This is a genomic window from Burkholderia arboris, assembly GCF_902499125.1.
Lineage (GTDB): Bacteria > Pseudomonadota > Gammaproteobacteria > Burkholderiales > Burkholderiaceae > Burkholderia > Burkholderia arboris.
The window spans coordinates 81694-99342 of the sequence record NZ_CABVPX010000027.1 but is presented as its reverse complement, the minus strand read 5'-3'; the positions used below and the strand labels follow the sequence as shown (position 1 = coordinate 99342).

Annotated in this window: 16 protein-coding genes and 1 pseudogene; 9 read left to right on the top strand and 8 right to left on the bottom strand. The window is 68.0% G+C overall.

The window, feature by feature from the left end; all coding sequences use genetic code 11:
* Positions 1–15: 15 nt before the first annotated feature.
* The 3 genes from BLA15945_RS27840 to BLA15945_RS27830 form a co-directional block, all read right to left on the bottom strand.
* Entirely contained in the window at positions 16–588 is a 573-nt protein-coding gene (locus BLA15945_RS27840) for a lytic transglycosylase domain-containing protein (RefSeq protein WP_226196202.1), read from the bottom strand.
* A 185-nt stretch (positions 589–773) separates the two neighbouring features.
* Positions 774–2132: a DUF3999 domain-containing protein gene (locus BLA15945_RS27835; RefSeq protein WP_174993872.1), complete on the bottom strand. Its 1359-nt coding sequence runs from the start codon at positions 2130–2132 to the stop codon at positions 774–776.
* Positions 2129–5518: a DUF2339 domain-containing protein gene (locus BLA15945_RS27830; RefSeq protein WP_174993871.1), complete on the bottom strand. Its 3390-nt coding sequence runs from the start codon at positions 5516–5518 to the stop codon at positions 2129–2131. Before BLA15945_RS27830 ends, BLA15945_RS27835 begins: the two co-directional genes overlap by 4 nt.
* Before the next feature lie 335 nt (positions 5519–5853).
* On the opposite strand from BLA15945_RS27830, the pseudogene BLA15945_RS27825 reads away from it, so the two are divergent.
* From BLA15945_RS27825 to BLA15945_RS27800, 6 genes and pseudogenes are all read left to right on the top strand, one after another.
* Positions 5854–7305, top strand: a pseudogene (locus BLA15945_RS27825) (quaternary amine ABC transporter ATP-binding protein); the annotation flags it as partial.
* Positions 7298–8194: a choline ABC transporter permease subunit gene (choW, locus tag BLA15945_RS27820; protein ID WP_059239052.1), complete on the top strand. Its 897-nt coding sequence runs from the start codon at positions 7298–7300 to the stop codon at positions 8192–8194. The pseudogene BLA15945_RS27825 and the gene choW, both read left to right, overlap by 8 nt.
* A 109-nt stretch (positions 8195–8303) precedes the next feature.
* Positions 8304–9302, top strand: a complete 999-nt coding sequence (locus BLA15945_RS27815) for a GlxA family transcriptional regulator (protein ID WP_046549694.1) — start codon at positions 8304–8306, stop codon at positions 9300–9302.
* 103 nt (positions 9303–9405) lie between these two features.
* Positions 9406–10353, top strand: coding sequence for a choline ABC transporter substrate-binding protein (locus tag BLA15945_RS27810; protein WP_059239056.1), 948 nt, complete (start codon positions 9406–9408; stop codon positions 10351–10353).
* A 296-nt stretch (positions 10354–10649) separates the two neighbouring features.
* Positions 10650–11276: a trimeric intracellular cation channel family protein gene (locus tag BLA15945_RS27805; protein ID WP_174993870.1), complete on the top strand. Its 627-nt coding sequence runs from the start codon at positions 10650–10652 to the stop codon at positions 11274–11276.
* Positions 11277–11411: 135 nt separating this feature from the next.
* Entirely contained in the window at positions 11412–12170 is a 759-nt protein-coding gene (locus tag BLA15945_RS27800; protein WP_059239060.1) for a hypothetical protein, read from the top strand.
* Between the two features lie 38 nt (positions 12171–12208).
* Here the strand turns inward: BLA15945_RS27800 and BLA15945_RS27795 are convergent, their stop codons facing one another.
* The gene (locus BLA15945_RS27795) at positions 12209–12634 is read right to left on the bottom strand and encodes a PACE efflux transporter (protein ID WP_059240907.1); all 426 of its coding nucleotides are present in this window, start codon (positions 12632–12634) and stop codon (positions 12209–12211) included.
* Between the two features lie 147 nt (positions 12635–12781).
* On the opposite strand from BLA15945_RS27795, the gene BLA15945_RS27790 reads away from it, so the two are divergent.
* Positions 12782–13726, top strand: a complete 945-nt coding sequence (locus BLA15945_RS27790) for a LysR substrate-binding domain-containing protein (protein WP_174993869.1) — start codon at positions 12782–12784, stop codon at positions 13724–13726.
* On the opposite strand, the gene BLA15945_RS27785 is transcribed toward BLA15945_RS27790, so the two are convergent.
* The 3 genes from BLA15945_RS27785 to BLA15945_RS27775 form a co-directional block, all read right to left on the bottom strand.
* The gene (locus BLA15945_RS27785; protein WP_174993868.1) at positions 13713–14861 is read right to left on the bottom strand and encodes a WD40/YVTN/BNR-like repeat-containing protein; all 1149 of its coding nucleotides are present in this window, start codon (positions 14859–14861) and stop codon (positions 13713–13715) included. The genes BLA15945_RS27790 and BLA15945_RS27785 overlap by 14 nt on opposite strands.
* A gap of 69 nt (positions 14862–14930) precedes the next feature.
* Complete coding sequence (locus BLA15945_RS27780; protein WP_174993867.1) at positions 14931–15200, bottom strand: MoaD/ThiS family protein; 270 nt, start codon at positions 15198–15200, stop codon at positions 14931–14933.
* A gap of 108 nt (positions 15201–15308) precedes the next feature.
* Positions 15309–15998, bottom strand: coding sequence for an aspartyl/asparaginyl beta-hydroxylase domain-containing protein (locus tag BLA15945_RS27775; protein WP_059239072.1), 690 nt, complete (start codon positions 15996–15998; stop codon positions 15309–15311).
* 210 nt (positions 15999–16208) lie between these two features.
* Between BLA15945_RS27775 and BLA15945_RS27770 the strand changes: the two genes are divergently transcribed.
* Both BLA15945_RS27770 and BLA15945_RS27765 read left to right on the top strand, forming a co-directional pair.
* Positions 16209–16553: a DUF4148 domain-containing protein gene (locus BLA15945_RS27770; RefSeq protein ID WP_059239074.1), complete on the top strand. Its 345-nt coding sequence runs from the start codon at positions 16209–16211 to the stop codon at positions 16551–16553.
* Between the two features lie 71 nt (positions 16554–16624).
* Entirely contained in the window at positions 16625–16900 is a 276-nt protein-coding gene (locus BLA15945_RS27765) for a DUF4148 domain-containing protein (RefSeq protein ID WP_174993866.1), read from the top strand.
* Positions 16901–17077: 177 nt separating this feature from the next.
* Here the strand turns inward: BLA15945_RS27765 and BLA15945_RS27760 are convergent, their stop codons facing one another.
* Positions 17078–17605, bottom strand: a complete 528-nt coding sequence (locus tag BLA15945_RS27760; RefSeq protein WP_059239076.1) for a cytochrome b — start codon at positions 17603–17605, stop codon at positions 17078–17080.
* Positions 17606–17649 lie beyond the last annotated feature (44 nt).

The window sequence follows — 17649 nt, the reverse complement described above, 5'->3', positions numbered from 1 at the left end:
CGTGGAGCGGTGTGTTCAGGGGTTTGCGGCCGTCCGCAGTTCGTCGGCCGGCATGCCGCTCGACCGGCGCAACTGCGCATCGAATTGCTGCACACGCAGTGCGACGCGCTGCGCATAGCGCTTCGTACCGCCGTTGTAGCGTACGAGCGCGCTCTCGACGTCGCCGTCTGCATCGTCGAGATAGCCGCGGAAGATCGCTGCGCCGATCCGTACGTTGGTCGCCGGATCGGACAAATCCGTTACATGCGCGACGAGATCGCGATGCGCGGCGGGCAGTACCTGCATCAGTCCGCGCGCACCCGCGACGCTGGTCGCGTGGCGATCGAAGCCCGATTCGACCGCGATGATCGCGAGCAGCAGCGCCGGGGCGAGCCCGTAGCGGTCCGACTCGGTCTGCACCGCGCGGGCGATCGTGCGTGCTTCGGCATACGCGATGTGAAAGCGGTTGCGCAGCGCCGTGACGATCGTGTCGAGGGTGGGAGGCGGTGATGCATCGGGCGTGCTGGCGGCGCCGACCGGTGCCGCCGGCATGTCGTCGGCACGCGCGGGCAGTGTGGCCGATAGCGACAGCGCGATCGGGAAAAGCAACAGAAGCCGCTTCAGTGGCAGGGCCGGGCACATACGCATGCGTTGTGCCGGCCGGTCATGCGATGGATAGGTTTCCTGCATGTCGTCGCATCGTGGTTCCGATGCGACGACTGTACGCAGTTACGCGTTGCGAGCGTCGAAAGAAACAGGTGTGCCGGATAAACGCCGCATAAAGACGCGGGATGTCACTCGTCGCGGCCGCGCGCGTCGCCGCCGCCTTTCGCGAGCCGCCATGCGATCGTGCCGAGCACGCCCACCGCGACAACCAGCGCGCCCCACAGCACGTAGCGGCGCGTCGCGTCGGTATCGGCTGCCGGCACCGGCGCGACCGCCGATACCGGCAGCGCCGCGCCGACCCGCGCGGGCCGCACTTCGGGCGCCATGCCGACCAGCATCGCATCGCGGCTCGCGGCCGACGACACGAGCGACGCATCGCCGACGCCGAGCGTAAACGGCGGCGTGCCGCGCGCGACGAAGGTCAGCGCGGCAGGATGCCAGCCGACCGCGATGGCCGGCTGGCCGCCGCCGAACCCGCCGTTGCGCATGTCGACGACGATCCGCCATGCGCGATCCGTATTCGCCGCGAATTCGAGCGGCGGATTGCGCTGCTCGCCGGCCTTGCCCTGCAGCCGGAACAGCACGGCGCCCGCAACGTCGCGCCACGGCGCCTGTGCATCGGGGCGGCTCTGCAGCGTCGCGCGTGCGACGGTGTTCGGCTGCGGCAGGTCGATGCGTACGCGATCGACCGGATACGCGCCGTCGGTGTCGAACAGATACTCGCCCGGCGCGCTGCCGGCGTGCACACGCACGGCGTCGCGCCACTGGCGCGGCACGGATGCGGTATCGGTCCCGCGACTGTCACGCGGATGCGTCTCGACGTCGATCGACGCGATCGCGGGCGCGCCGTCGAGCCAGTCCAGCCGCAGGTAGCGCGGCGCCGCGCCTTCGAGCGCGATGCGTTCCTGCACCAGCATGTCGTCGCCGCGGCCGACCTTCAGCAGCTGTGTGCTGCCGAGCGACCGCCAGCTGCGCAGGTCGTCGCTCGCTTCGATCGCGACACGCCCCTGGTAGCTGGCGTCACCCACATGCACGAGCAGCGCATCGAGAGTGCCGTCCGCATGCGACAGGTCGACGAGATCGGCGCCGTGCTTCGTGCGCGCCGGTGCGGCGGTCGCCGCGCGCAGCGCGCCGTCCGGGCCGACCGTCACGCCGAGCGGCGCGTTGCCGTTATCGGCGCGGGCGGGCGGCAGCGGAAACCAGTGCACCGGCGTGCGCGCCGGCGGTACGGCGGGCGCGGCCGCGACGGGGGCATCGAGCGAATACGGCACCGGCTCGCCCGCACCGTTGAAGATGCGCACGTCGCCGAGATCGTCGCGCCGGCTCGCCGCATACACGGGCTGCGGCACGGTGAGCTGGTAATACGCGGCGCTGCCGTCGAGGTCGAGCGCGAAGCGTTGCGTGACGCGTCCGGCGTCCGGCGCACCGTCGGCGGCCGCGAACGACGCGAGCAGGCTCAGTCCGAGCAGGGCGGCGAGTCGCTTCATGGCTGGTCGTCCTGTTGCGCGGCGGCCTTCGGCGGCAGCGGCGAGAAATACCCGATCAACAGCAGCAGCACGCCGATGCCGATGAACGACACGATGCGCTCGATCCCGGTCACGTGCGACAGGTCGAACAGGAACAGCTTGACGACCGTCAGCGCGAGCAGGGCGGCGCCGACGAACCACAGCGGGCGCAGTCCGCGGCGCGTGGCCCAGATCGTGATCGCGAGCGCGCAGAGGGTCCAGTACACGGACACCGACGCCTGCACGAGCGTCGATTCGGCCATCGCGCCGAATTCGTACGGCACGCCGGCCCAGTGGTGCAGCGTGCGCAGCAGGATCGCGTTCAGCCACAGGAACGCGGTGGCGCCAGCCGCGCTCAGCAGTTCGACGCGGTACTTGCCGAACGACCAGCCGAGCTTGCGCGCACGCACGAACCACGATGCGGCAAGCGCATAGACGACCACGAGCACGAGATCGAGCGGATTGAAGAGCGGCACGCGCGCCCAGCTTCCGCCGTCCTGCGTGAAGTTTGCGTAGAAGGTCCACACCCACATCACGACGATCAGCGGCAGCGACGCGAACGCACAGATACGGGCGATGCCGTCGCGGCGCGTCAGCCACATCCCGGCGAACGCGAACAGGCTCCAGCCGACCATGAACACCTGCTGGATGCCGAACGACGACAGCACGGTGTCGACGTCGTAACCCAAGTGGAAACGGTGATGCAGCGTGCGCAGCATCAGCACGTTGAACCACAGGAACACGGTCGCGAGCGCCGCATAGTCGACGACGCGCGGATGCCACGCGATGCCGAGCGTTTTCAGGCGGCGCAGCCATACGGCGAATGCAACGAAGACGAGGCACTGCGCGACGTCGAGCGGATTGAGCAGCGGCAGCCAGAAGAGCGGCGCGGCGCTGCCGTCGCTGATCGTGCTGGCGAGGCTCCACAGCCACAGCAGCGCGGCGAGCGGCGCCGCGCCCCACACCTGGTAGGCGCGCGGGAACGCCGCGACGGGCCAGCGCAGGCGCGAGCCGGGGCCCGACACGAGCAGGAGCAGCGCGCCGAAGCCGTACGCCCACGCGCTCCAGCTCCATGCCCCTTCGGGGACGAACGCGCGCAGGCGCCAGAACCCTTCGAGCGACAGCAGCCCGCACAGGGTCCAGAACGTCAGCGTATGCAGCGGCGCGATGATGCCGGCAGCGATCGATGGCACCGTGCCGTTCGCGGTCCCGGCGCCGGCCGTGCCGCGCGACTGGCGCCACAGCAGCGCAAGACCCGCGCCGACGACGATGGGCCACGCGAACGCACCCATGCCGGACAGCGGCGCTTCATGCGCATCGAACGCGCGCAGCGCGAGCAGGGCGAGCACCGGCGCCAGCGCGAGCGCGGGCCATTCGGCGAGCGGCCACGCAAGCCGGCGGCGCGCGACATGCGCGAGCCACGCGGTGCCGGCGGCGAACAGCGCGGTCGTATCGACGACGAAGCGATCGACATGCAGGTCGACGTGACGGCTCGCATAAACGAGGATCTCGTGCAGCCCGCCGCTGACCCACCACAGCAGTCCCCATGCGGCAGCGGCAGCACCGATTTCAGGCATCCACGCGTGCCACGCGCGCGCGTCGTCGCGTCCGTGCAGCCACCAGCCGGTAAACACGCCGGCCAGCGCGATCAGCAGCATCGCGATGTACGGGCTGTTGAGTACGGGCAGCGTGGTGGTGTCGGCCGCCCCGAGGAGGCTGGTGAAGAACGCGCCGGCCGCGGCGACCTGCATCAGCAGACCGAAGCCGAACGGCAGCAGGCGCTTCTGGCGCACGGCGAGCCATACGATGGCCGCGCCTTCGATCGCCCACGCGGCGCTGGTCGTCGGGCCCGAGAATGCGAGCGGTACGGCCAGCGTCGCGAAGATCACCGCGAGCGCGAGCATCGATTCGAACAGCAATCCGAGGCGGTCGCGGCGCCGCGCGAGCCAGGCCGCGACCGCGACGTAGAACGCCGACAGCGCGACCGCGCTCCACGCGAGCCCGAATGGCATGCCCTTCACGAGCGACGCCTGCAGCGCGGTCGCGACGATCGGCGTGCCGAACACGAGCGTGCCGTCGACGTAGTGCCGTAGCGCGAGTTCGCGTTTCACCGCATACAGCAGCGCGATGCCGACATACATCAGGAAGAACAGGATCAGGAACGGCTCGGTGCTCGCGAACAGTGCGGGACGATAGGCCGTCACGCCCCACGCGGAGCCGATCGTGAACGTGAACACGAAGCCGAGCAGGTTCAGCGGGCGCCAGGCCTTGAACCACGCGATCGCGAAGATGCCCGCGTTCAGCAGCGCGTAGTAGCTGAACAGCGCGACGTGGTTGCCCTGGCCGGTCGACAGCAGCACCGGCGCGAGGAAGCCGCCTGCGCTGCCCATGAACGCGAGCGGCAGCGCGTTCTGCCGCACCGCGAGGAACGCGCTCAGCGCGCAGACCGCGACCATCAGCGGGAACGCGGCGCCGACGGGCAGCAGCGCGTAAAGCTTGGTCGCGGCGAAGATCGTCAGGTACAGGATGCCGACGCCGCCACCCTGCAGCACGAGGCCGTAAGCGGCGCGTCGCGCGCGCACGCGCCAGCCGATCGCGAGCAGCGCGGCCGCGGCGAGCGCCGTGCCCGCGAGGCGGAATTCGATCGGCAGCATGTTGTTGTCGGCCGCGTACTTGAGCAGGAACGCGACGCCGAAGAACAGCACGATGATCCCGACGCGCACCACCGTGTTGCCGCCCAGCAGCCAGTCGCGCGCGGCGCCGAATGCACGGTCGACGATGCCGGGTTCGCGCGGCGCGGGCGGGGCAGGGCGGGCCGGTGCGGCGGGGGGCGTTGCCGTGGTGTTGACGGGAGCGGGCGCCGGTGCGCCCGGGCGTGCCGCGGATGCTGGCGCGGGCAGTGCGGGCGGTACGGCAGGCGCCGGTACCGAGGTGGCGGCCGGTGTGCCTGCCCGTGCAATGGCAGGTTGTGCGGGTTGTACGGGCGGCGTCGGGACGGGCGTCGACGGCGGCGCGGATGCCGCACCGGCCGACGCCGTTTGCGCGACGCCACCGGCGGTTGCCGCGCCGGCCTTCGCGCCTGCCAACTGGGCGCGCAACGCGTCGAGTTCGCGCGTGAGCGTGTCGACGGTCGCTTCGAGGCGCGCGACGCGATCGGCAAGCGGCAACGGCGTGGGCGTCGGGGTCGCGGACATCGCGAACGCATCGGGCGCGGCTGGCTTGTTCTTGAGCTTGTGCTGCCGCAGCGCGTGACCGATGCAGAACCCGACGGCGGCCCCGAGCAGCGAGCCGTTCGCGGCCGAGAAATCCCCGATCAGGGCGGCGATGCCGCCCACGACGAAACCGATTACGGCGAATGCCCAGTTCAACGCCTTGCTCCCTCTCACTATCGTTATCGTCCATCGATCGCGGATCGCACCGGATCGAGGCGGTTTCAGCACGGCCGGCAGGCGAACCGGCATGCGCGCGCCGTATGGGTGGACCCTCGTGCGAAAGGCCTGCGGCAACGTCGCGATCAGCGTGTTTGCGGGGAATGTATCACAGCGGCCCGTCGCGGATTTCCGGGCTTCGCGCGGTATCGCGGCGTGCGCCGTCCGGTGTCGTCGAACGGCTTTTTGCACGGTCATGCTTTTTACCGGCGAATGCGATACGTGTTTTCGTCTGAGCAGATCGCCGCCGGATCGGACGTGAATTTGTCGGAAAGCGACGTGCGGCCGATGCGCATTGGCGCAAATTCTCGTGCGATGCGCGCCGCGCTGCTGCGCACAAGTCCGACGGGCGACGCCCGCCGTTGCTGGGTGTGCGCGTACTGCGCCGCCGCAATCGGGTGCCGCCGCATGGCGCGGCCCGCCAGGCGGGGCTGGAGCCCGTGTCGTATTTGCGCAAGCGTTTGTCGTAATTCGTCGGCAGGTCGGGGTTTTTTCTGGCAACTATGTAGGCACGCTATGACAAGCGCGAGTCCCCGCTACACGAGGAGAAGGTTTCGATGGATGCCCCCAAGGTCGTGGTCGAAGGTCTGTGCAAGGTGTTTGGAAGCAATCCGCAGCAGGCGCTCGACATGCTCGCCGCCGGCGCGACGAAAGACGATGTGCTCAAGCGCACCGGTCAGGTCGTCGGCGTGCACAACGTCTCCTTCGATGTGCAGGAAGGCGAAATTTTTGTATTGATGGGCCTGTCCGGCTCCGGCAAGTCCACGCTGATCCGCCTCGTGAACCGGCTGGTCGATCCGAGCGCCGGCAAGGTGATGATCGACGGGCTCGACGTCGCGTCGGCGCGCCGCTCGGCGCTGACCGCGCTGCGCCGCAAGGACATGAGCATGGTGTTCCAGTCGTTCGCGCTGATGCCGCATCGCACCGTGGTGTCGAATGCCGCATTCGGCCTGGAAGTCGCGGGCATGGGCAAGAAGGAACGCGAACGCCGCGCGATGGAAGTGCTCGAGCAGGTCGGCCTGGCGCCGTTCTCGCACAAGCTGCCGTCCGAGTTGTCGGGCGGCATGCAGCAGCGCGTCGGCCTCGCCCGTGCGCTGGCCGTGAACCCGTCGCTGATGATCATGGACGAGGCGTTCTCCGCGCTCGACCCGCTCAAGCGCCGCGAAATGCAGGATGTGCTGCTGCAACTGCAGAAGGAACAGCGCCGCACGATCATGTTCGTGTCGCACGATCTGGAAGAAGCGCTGCGCATCGGCAACCGCATCGCGATCATGGAGGGTGGCCGCCTCGTGCAGGTCGGCACGCCGCAGGACATCATCGCGAACCCGGCCGACGACTACGTGCGTGCGTTCTTCGACGGCATCGACACCAGCCGCTACCTCACGGCCGGCGACCTGATGCAGACGGGCGCCGTGCCGATCGTGTCGAAGTGCGATGCCGCGAACGTCGCGGCGACGCTGAACGGCAGCGCCGAATACGCGTTCGTGCTCGACGCCGCCCGCAAGATCCGCGGCTTCGTCACGCGCGACGCGATCGGTCAGGACACCCCGTCGGTGCGGCCGATCGAAAGCATCCGGCGCGACGCGTCGCTCGAACATGTCGTCGCGCGTGTGGTCGCCAGCCCGAATGCACTGCCCGTCGTCGACGACGACGGCTGCTACTGCGGCTCGGTCGATCGTGCACTCATCCTGAAGGCCATCACGCGTTCGCGAGGCTCCCATGTCTGAAATGATTCCGCTCGGTACCTGGGTCGACCAGTCCGTTCACTACCTGCTCGACCACGATGCGAAGACGTTCGACGCGATCGGTCAGGCGATCGAAGGTCTCGCGGCATTCGTCGAGCACAGCCTGCAGGCGATCCCGATGTGGCTGATGATGGCGATCTTCATCGGCGTCGGGCTGTGGCGGGTGGGCTGGCGCTTCGCGCTGTTCACCACCGCGTCGTTGCTGCTGATCTTCGCGACGGGTTTCTGGGATCAAACGGTCATCACGCTCGGCCTCACGCTGTCTTCGACGATCATCAGCCTCGTGCTTGGCATTCCGCTCGGCGTCTGGGCCGCGAAGAGCAAGTGGGTTGCCGCGATCGTGCGCCCGATCCTCGACCTGATGCAGACGATGCCGGCCTTCGTCTACCTGATTCCGGCCGCGATGCTGTTCGGTCTCGGCCGCGTGCCGGGGATCCTGTCGACGGTGATCTTCGCGATGCCGCCGGCGGTGCGCCTGACGAGCCTCGGTATCCGCCACGTGAACCGCGAGATCGTCGAAGCCGGCCAGGCGTTCGGCTGCACGCCGTGGCAGCTGCTGTACAAGGTGCAGTTCCCGAATGCGCTGCCGTCGATCATGCAGGGCGTGAACCAAACGATCATGATGGCGCTGTCGATGGTGATCATCGCGTCGATGGTCGGCGCGGGTGGTCTCGGCAACGACGTGCTCGCCAGTATCCAGCGCCTCGACATCGGCCTCGGTTTCGAAAGCGGTCTGTCGGTCGTGCTGCTCGCGATCATTCTCGACCGCATCACCGAAAGCTTCGGCCGCGCGCCGGGCACCGTGAAGGCACCGCTGTTCGCCGGTCTCAAGCAGCTCTTTCGTGTGAAGGCTGCGCCCGCACAGGCGTGACCTCCGGCGGCCGGAGTGCCTCCGGCCGCTCACCCTGAATATAGATAACGACTTCCGCGGCTTCGGCCGCGGGGGTGGCCCCCTGCAACCTCCTCGCCAGGAGACCGATGTGACGTCCGCCGTCGCTGTCGCGCCCGCCGCCTGCGTTTCACCGGTTTCGTCCCTCGCCCATTTCGGCTTCCTGACGCTGCCGAACTTCTCGATGATCGCGTTCTCGAGCGCGGTCGAAGTGCTTCGGATGGCGAATTACGTCGGGCGCGCCGACCACTACAAGTGGTCGATCTACTCGCTCGACGGCGCACCCGCACACGCCAGCAACGGTATCGCGGTGCGGCCCACGCAGGCGCTCGACTACACGAACCTGCCCGACGTGATGATCGTGTGCGGCGGCATCCGTATCCGCGACGTGGTAGACGAGGGCGCACGCGACACGCTCGCGGCGCTCGCCGAACGCGGGCTGCCGCTCGGCGGCATCTGCACGGGCGCGTACGCGCTGATGTCGAGCGGGCTGCTCGACGGCTATCGCTGTACCGTGCACTGGGAGAACCTGTCGGCGCTGCATTCCGAGTTTCCGCAGGTCGGCTTCGCCGACGAGCTGTTCGTCGTCGACCGCGACCGGCTGACCTGTACCGGCGGCACCGCGCCGCTCGACCTGATGCTGAATCTCGTCGGCATGCGCTTCGGCCAGCAACTGGCCGCGCAGGTGTCCGAGCAGTTCATCCTGGAGCGCATCCGCAGCTCGACCGATACGCAGCCGATTCCGGTGGATGCGCGTGTCGGCTTCTCGCGCGCCGAGCTGATCGAGGTCGTGCGGCTGATGGAAGCGAACATCGAGGAGCCGCTGTCGCTCGAGGAACTCGCGCGGCTCGTGCGGCTGTCGCAGCGGCACCTGCAGCGGATGTTCAAGGTGTATTTGAACGTATCGCCGACCCACTATTACCTGACGCTGCGCCTGAAACGCGCGCGCGACCTGCTGCGCACGACCGACGCGTCGATCGCGCGCGTGACGACGGTTTGCGGTTTTCATTCGCCGTGTCATTTCAGCAAAGCCTACCGCGCGCAGTTCGGCCACGCGCCGAGCTACGAGCGCCGGTTGCCGGGGCGCTGATCGACGGATGCATCCGGTCCGCGACGTCGCCGGGATCGCGGCGCGCGGCTTCAATAAACGATCCCGCATTCAAGCAAACGACATCACTTTGAGGAGAAGCAAGATGAAGCGCCTATTGATCGCAGCGGTGTGCGGAATCGGGATAACCGCGCCGATGTCGGCCGTTTATGCGGCCGATCCGCCCGTATGCAAGAACGTGCGCTTCGCGGATGTCGGCTGGTCCGACATCGCGGCGACCACGGGTCTCGCGTCGACGATGCTGCAGGGCCTCGGCTACAACCCGACGAAGACGATCGCCTCGGTGCCGATCACGTTCGCCGGGATCAAGAGCAAGCAGATCGACGTGTTCCTCGGCTACTGGTCGCCGACGATGGACCCGATCATCCAGCCGTTCACGAAGGCCGGCACGATCAAGGTGCTCGCGACGCCGAACCTGACCGGCGCGAAATACACGCTGGCGGTGCCCGACTATGTGTACCAGGGCGGCCTGAAGTCGTTCGCGGACATCCAGAAGTACGCGGACAAGCTCAACGGCAAGATCTACGGGATCGAGCCGGGCAACGACGGCAACCAGTTGATCAAGAAGATGATCGACAGCAACCAGTTCGGGCTCGGCAAGTTCAAGCTGGTCGAGTCGAGCGAGGCCGGGATGCTGGTCGAGGTGAACCGCGCGGCGCGCGACAAGCAGTGGATCGTGTTTCTCGGCTGGGAACCGCATCCGATGAACGTGCAGATGAAGATCGATTACCTGACCGGCGGCGACGACGTGTTCGGTCCGAACTACGGCGAAGCGAAGGTGCTGACGGCCACGCCGCCCGACTACTCGCAGCGCTGCCCGAACGTCGCGAAGTTCGTGTCGAACCTGCAGTTCACGACGACGATCGAGAACCACGTGATGGTGCCGATCATGAACAAGGAAGACCCGAACAAGGCGGCGGCCGAGTGGCTGAAGGCGAACCCGCAGGCGCTCGACAAGTGGCTCGCCGGCGTGACGACGCTCGACGGCAAGCCGGGTCTGCCGGCGGTGAAGGCCTACCTCGGCGTGCATTGAGCCTGACGCATCGGGCTGTGCGGTTTCGGCCGGAAGCCTGACGTGTTCTCGAGCCGGCGGAAGCGGGATGCCCATCCTGCTTCCGCCGGCTTTTTGCTTGTCGCGTCACGCGCGGCCCGTCGGTGAGCGGACGATGCGCTAGACTGCTCGATCCCGATCGAGGAGGCGGCAATGATCCGCAGTACGTTTGAAGTGTCCGGATGGCGGCAGGAAGCTGACAGGCGGCCGAACGGCGCGTCAGCGCGTCGCGACGCAGGCTGCAGCCGGACGATGCCGCATCGCGGCCATTCACGCGCATGAAGCGCATCGAACAAGTCGTGCTCGCCGCCGATCTCGCGGGCACGGTGGTGTTCGCGATCGAGGGCGCCAATGCGGCGATCGGCGCCGGGCTCGACCTGTTCGGCGTGATGGTGTTGTCGCTTGTCGTCGCGCTTGGCGGCGGCGTGATCCGCGACCTGCTGATTGGCGCGCGGCCGCCCAGTGCCGTCAGCGACTGGCGTTATCCGGCGCTCGCGTTCGCGGCCGGGTTGTTCGCGTTCGTCTTTCATGCGCGGGTGGCCGAGTTTTCGCCGTCGATGCTCACGACGCTCGATGCGGCCGGCCTCGCGTTGTTTGCGGTCGCGGGCGCGGTGAAGGCGCTCGAATTCCGCGTCCACCCGTTCATCGCGACGCTGATGGGCGCCGTGACCGGTTGCGGCGGCGGCGTCGTGCGCGACGTGCTGCTCGCGCGGATACCGGTCGTGCTGGTCACGGATATCTATGCGAGCGCGGCGCTGCTGGGCGCGGTCGTTGTCGTGTCGTGCAGGCGGCTCGGATGCCCGCCCGTCGGCGCGGCCGTGCTCGGCGGCATCGCGTGCTTTGCGCTGCGGATGGCGGCCGTGCGCTACGGCTGGCAGCTGCCGAAAATCGCCGCCGGCGCGTAAGAAGCCGTTCCAGAAAGATATTTCACGCTGTCGCATCCGCTTGCCTCCCGGCGGGGGATCGGACAGCATCGCGACGATTGAACCGGACCGGACGTCCGTTTCGCGCAGTGCAGTGGATCGCAATCGGGTATGCCTATGTCGCCTCTCGTCGAAGCAATCCTGGGCTGGACCACGCTGGTGCTTGCCGCACTCGGCCTGCTCTGCATGATGATCTGGCCGCTGACGCCGGACCGGTGGGTGTTCGAGGCCGGTTATGCGTGCGTGCCCGACGGTCGAAACCTGATCCTGTCGCCGCGGCGCATGCGCGTCGGTCACTTCGTGTGGTGGTCGTTCGGCTTTGGCCTGAGTGCGTTGGGACTGGCCTGCATGACCGGCGTACCGCTGCTTGCCGGAAGCGTGACCGGCGACGAATTGCAAGCATGGTACGAATGGCTCGGGCTCGGCGTCTTCGGTGTGTTCATCGTCGGAGTGGGCGCGCTGCTGATCTGGATCGGCCGCAAGCTGATGCGTTCGCGCTGGTTTGCCGGCCCGCTGCGCGAAACCCGCTTCTGCTGGCGTGACGACGAACGGTGGATCGATATCAGCACCACGCGCCTGCTGCGCAAGCCGGTGCTGAATACCTACGCGTGCCGCGATCTGGCGCATCTGCTGGTCGGCGGTCGGCGAAGCATCGACGGCGCAGTCGTGGGCGGCTCGCTGGTGAGGATCCAGAACGATCTGGCGCAGCTCGTGCTCGTGTTTCGCAACCACCGGCCGATCGACCTGATGGGGCGGATCAACGATGGCGAGCAAGCGCGCCGCACGGCCGGCATGATCGGCGCGTGGTGCGGCGTCGACATACAGCGGGTCGACGGCTTGCCGGACGTGACGCCGTTCAACTTCGACCGGATCTGATCGCCCCTGTCATCTACAACGAGCGCCATGCGCCCGCGTCACAACCCCTTCGTCGCCGCCGGCACATCGAATACGCGATCGAACGCCCACTGGAACACGAACGCGTAGCAGAAGAAAAATGCGAACAGCCCGATATCGACGACGAACGCGTCGAACCACGAGATGTCGAGCCACCACGACACGACCGGCACGAGGATGAAGATCAGCCCGCCTTCGAATCCGGTCGCATGCAGGATCCGCCGCCCGAGCGTACGCGCCGGCTGCCGGCGCGATGCTTCCCAGCGCTCGAACAGCGCGTTGAAGATCATGTTCCACAGCAGCGCGATCGCCGACATCGTCGCCGACAGCGCGCCCGAATAGACGAGATCCTGCTTGAAGATCGCCGCGATCGCGGGCGAGATGCAGGAAATGGCGATCGCTTCGTAGAGCACCGCCTGCGTGATCCTGCGCGGTAGGCCTTGCACGTTGTTCCTCCGGTTCGACGGCACCCGCCGCGGCATCGTGCCGCGACGTCCCGCAAGGCTACCCGCGTTGCACGCCCGCTTCAATTCACCTAATCTCACCCCGATTGAATCGAATTCAACCCGGCCGGATCCGGCCCGCGAGGCCCCGTGTTCTCGAAAATTCCCCTGACCGCATTGCGTGTATTCGAGTCGTCGGCGCGGCTCGGCACGTTCAAGGCCGCCGCGGACGAACTGTCGGTGACGCCGGCCGCCGTGTCGCACCAGATCAAGTCGCTCGAAAGCCGGCTCGGCGTGTTGCTGTTCGAGCGCGGCGCGAGCGGCGTGCGGCTGACGGCGGCAGGGGAGCAACTGTTTCGCACGAGCCACGATGCGTTGCTCGCGCTCGGTCGAGGGCTGGATGCGGTGCGACCCGACACTTCCGGCGAGCGCACGCTCGTGCTGACCACCACGCCCGCCTTTGCGGCGATGTGGCTGATTCCGCGTCTAGGCGCGTTTCGTCGCGTCGATCCGCACCTACACATCAAGGTCGAAACGGGCAACACGCTTGCCGATCTCGAACGCGATGCGCGGATCGATCTCGCGATTCGCGCGACGTCGCGCACGTTTCCCGCGCTGCACGAGATTGCGCTGATCGACGAGTATTTCGGCGCGTACGCGGCTGCCGGGTTCGATGCGCATCGCCCTGACGAGCCGCTCGACTTGATCGAGACCGTATGGGATACGCCGTTGCCGGTGTCGGTCGACTGGGCATCGTGGTGTCGCGCGGCGGGCCGCGAAGCGTGGCTCGAACGCGCGGTATTCCGTCACTACGACGACGAGCATTACGCGTTGCAGGCCGTGCTGCACGGGCAGGGTGTCGCGCTGCTCAGTTCGGTGCTGGCCGCCGAGCACGTCGAGCGCGGGGCGCTGATGCCGATCGAGCCGTCGGTGCGGCTCGACGGCGCGCGTTTCGTCGCGCTGTGCCGCCCCGGGCGGGAGCGCGAGCCGCAGGTCAGGCGGTTTCTTGACTGGCTCGAAGCGGAAATTGCACGCACGCGTGCGGCGGTGGCGCGGATGACGCCGGATGACCGCCGCGCCGCTACCCGAACCTGACGCCATACACCGGCGGCAAATGCGCCGACACTTGTTGCCAGTGTTCGCCGCCATCGACGGACGTCCATAACCCGCCGGTCGTCGACGCCATCGCGAGGCGCATGCCGGAATCGTCCACCGCGAGCCCGTGCCGGTACACGAGGTCGTATGCCGGCGCGGCCGGCAATCCGTTCGACAGGCTGTCGAAACTGCGCCCGCCGTCGCGCGTACGCGTGACGACGAACCGGCCGTTCACCGGAATCCGGCACGCGTCCTTCACGGCCGGCACGAACCACGCGGTGTCCGGTTCGTGCGGATGCACGGCCACCGCGAAGCCGAAGCTCGACGGTTGCGCCTCGATCCGCCGCCAGTGTTCGGCGCCGTCGGTCGAGCGGAAGATCGCGCAGTGATGCTGCGTCCACAGGACATCCGGGTTGGCCGCGCATTGCACGACGCGGTGCGGATCCTGCATGTTGGGCTCGCCACGCCGCTCGGGCGGCATGTAGTCGGCTTCCATGCCTTCTGCGGTCACGCGCCACGTCGCGCCGCCGTCGGCGGTCTGCCAGACGCCGCCACACGAGATGCCGACCGTCACATGCCGGCTGTCGCGCGGATCGACCATCACCGAATGGATGCCCGGCGCATCGTATCCGCCGCCGCCCCATTCGGCGCGTTCGGGGCGGTCCCACAGCGCGCGATTGAGCACCCACGAATCGCCGTGGTCGTCGGAGCGGAACAGTCCGCCGGGAATCGTGCCGGCCCACAGCACGCCGGGCTCGTCGGCGCCGCCGGTTTCGAGCGACCAGATCTGCTGAAGCGTCCACGGCGGTTGCGGCGCACCGGGCGGCTCGTCGTCGGGGTCGCCGGTGGCGGCATGCGCGCCAGTGCCGGCGGGGCGTGTGTCGGCGGGCTGCGGTGGATAAACCGGGACTGCGCATTCCTCCCAGTCGGTGGCGCCGGCTCGCAGGCGATGCAGCTTCACGCCGAAATGCCCGAGGTTGAGCGCCGCATACAGCGTGCCGTCGCGCGGGTCGGCGAGCGACATGCTGACGGGCTCGCCGATGAAATGCGGTTCGCCGAGGGTCCAGCGGCCGTTACCGTCGGGCGCCAGGACGAACAGGCCCTTGCGGGTGGCGACAAGCAGTCGATCGTTCATGTCGGATGTCTCCTGATGGTCCGGCCGGTGCAATGGCGCAGCCGGGTATCGGCCCGTGCATCCGTCCCTTTATCCGCCTGTCAGCGCCTGGACGACATACACCCGGCTGGCATTGCCGAGCGCGTCGGACAGATGCTGCCGGTCGCGTATCGGCTGGCCGTCGACGAATACCGACAGATGTTTCCGCAGCGCGCCCTGGTCGTCGACGATGTAGCCGCGCAGCCGCGGCTGTTCGCGGAAAACGGTGTCGAATGCTTCGCCGACCGTCTGCGCGTCGATGTCGCGCTCGGGCGTTTCGACATGCCGCTGGATCGACGCGGCGAAGAAGAGGTGCGCCATGGCGGTGGCTGGCAGGAGCCTCGCGGTGGGGACGGTCTGTAGTGTAGGCGATCTGCCGGTAGCCGAAAGTCGGGAGGGCGCTGCGCCCCGTGCGTTCCGCCCGGTGCGCTAGACCGGAATCGACCGCCCGCGGATCCGGATGCCCAGCCGCACGACGCCGATTACCGCGTTCGACAGCCAGGTGAGCAAGCGCGGCATCCCGCGCCGGCGGATATCGAGCAGCAGCACGATCCGCACTTCGTCGCTGTCGTTCCACACCTCGTGCATGAACGTGTCGTCCCACAGCAGGAAGCGGCCTTCGTCGAGCCGGTAGTCGCGGCCGTCGACCTTGAGCACGGCGGCCGGCGTACCGTCCGCGCGCTTCGGCATCGACAGCACGAGATAGCCGCGCAGGATGCCGCGAAACGGCCCGCGATGCGGCGGGATGTGCTTGCCGGGCGCGAGGAACGACAGCGATGCCGACAGCACGTCCGGCGATGCCGCGACGAGCGACGCGATGGTCGGGCAGCGCGACAGGTTGCGCGGGAACGGCTGGCCGTACGCCTGCATGATGAACATCCGCCAGTCGCGCGCATCGTTGGCCGAGATGTCGTACTGCTCGCGCATGATTTCGTGAAAGCGCGGGATGCGCGGCATGTCGCGCGCCACGTCGAGCGCTTCCGCCCGGATCGCGGGCCACGCGCGCACGAAACGCTCGGCGTCCGGGAACGCGGCCGTGTCGAGCACGGCGCCGCCATCGATATGGCGGTCGTACAGCGTGCGCAGCAGGCCGGCTGCATAGTCGTAAGCGACGGACATGGTCGATCGGAACGCGATCCGTATGAGGTGACGTCAGTCTGCCCGAACCGCAAAGGGCGCTGCGTTACGTCAGGTTACGCCGGCTGACGAATGAATGACAGTTTGATGAATGCGCGGCACGAGCGGACCGGAAGGCCGGGAATAAACGCAGCCCCTCCGTCGTCATACGGGTGTAGCACGTCGTCTCGTTGACTTCTGAAGGAGTGGAACATGAACAAGCATTGGCTGGTGGCCGCCACGGTGGCGGCAATGTCTCTCGCGGGTGTCGCGACGCAAGCGTCGGCACAGGCACTCACGCGCGCACAGGTCCGGCAGGAACTGATCGACGCGGAAAACAACGGGTTGCGCTTTGTGACCGATACGTCGTACCCCGATGTGAGCCCGCTGTTTCAGCAACAGGCCGACCAGATGCCGCAGCGTCAGGCCAGCACGGCGGTCGGCAGCGATCCGGCCATGTCGTCCGAAGCCGGCAAGCCGGCGGCGCTGTCGCGGCATCAGGGCTCGGCCGCATGCGTCGGCCCCGCGAGCTTCTGCGCGATCTATTTCGGAAGCTGATACACCCGCCTGCATCGGCAGGTCACGCATTCACCACGGTTGATCGATACGCAACATTGAAGGAGTTCATGATGAAAACATATATCGTACTACTGACGATGATCGGAGCGATCGTCGGTCAGTCCGCATTCGCGCAATCGGCCGCGCCGCTGACGCGCGCGCAGGTTCGCGACGAACTGATGCGTCTGGAAGCGGCCGGGTACGACCCGGCGAAGGGCGACGATGGCGAGTATCCGGCGGACATCCAGGCCGCGGAAGCGAAGCTCGCCGAGCAGGATCGTGCGCGGATGGCGGCGGCCGCCGCGCATGCGCCGGTGCCCGGCATGCCGGCGCAAACCAGCAACTAGGTGCCGACATGATCGTGTGTGAAGTCTGGCCGTCGTGTTCGCGGGACGGCAAACCACTTGCCCTTCGCGCCACGCGACGTGGCCGAAGGGCGCCGGCTGCGATGCCGCTCATTGCACGCCGCTTCGCGCGGCGTCGCGATCAGCTCGTCGGCCGGTCGCGATGAGCCGGCAGGTCGATCACCACGGCATCATGCGCTGCACGACCTGGTCGCGCAGCACGAAGCGGTGCATCAGCGCGGCCGCCACGTGCAGGCCGATGCCGGCGAACAGCACCCACGCGAGGATGCCGTGCACGTCGCCCATCGCGTGGCCGAAGCCGGAGCCGGCCGTCGACAGCGCCGGCAACGGGATGACGCCGGCCAGCGTCACGGCCCATGCGCGCGACGACGCGTTGATCCAGCCGAGCAGCGGCACCGCGATCAGCAGCACGTACAGCGCGCCATGCGTGACGCCCGACAGCGCGCGCATCGCGGGCGACAGGTTGCTCGCAGGCGGCCGATGCGTCGCGCGCCACAGCACGCGGCACGCCATTGCCGCGAGCAGCGCCGTGCCGACGATCAGGTGCGCGGCGATCAGGCCGACGGGTTGCGTGTCGCGATGCACGTCGGGCATCGTCCAGCCGATCGCGTATTGTGCGACGACCAGCGCCGCGATCAGCCAGTGAAGAAGACGGGCGACGGCGTCGTAACGGGCGGGTGCGGACATGAAGGCTCCTGATGGGCGGCAGGGATGGCAGGTTTCGGGCGGAT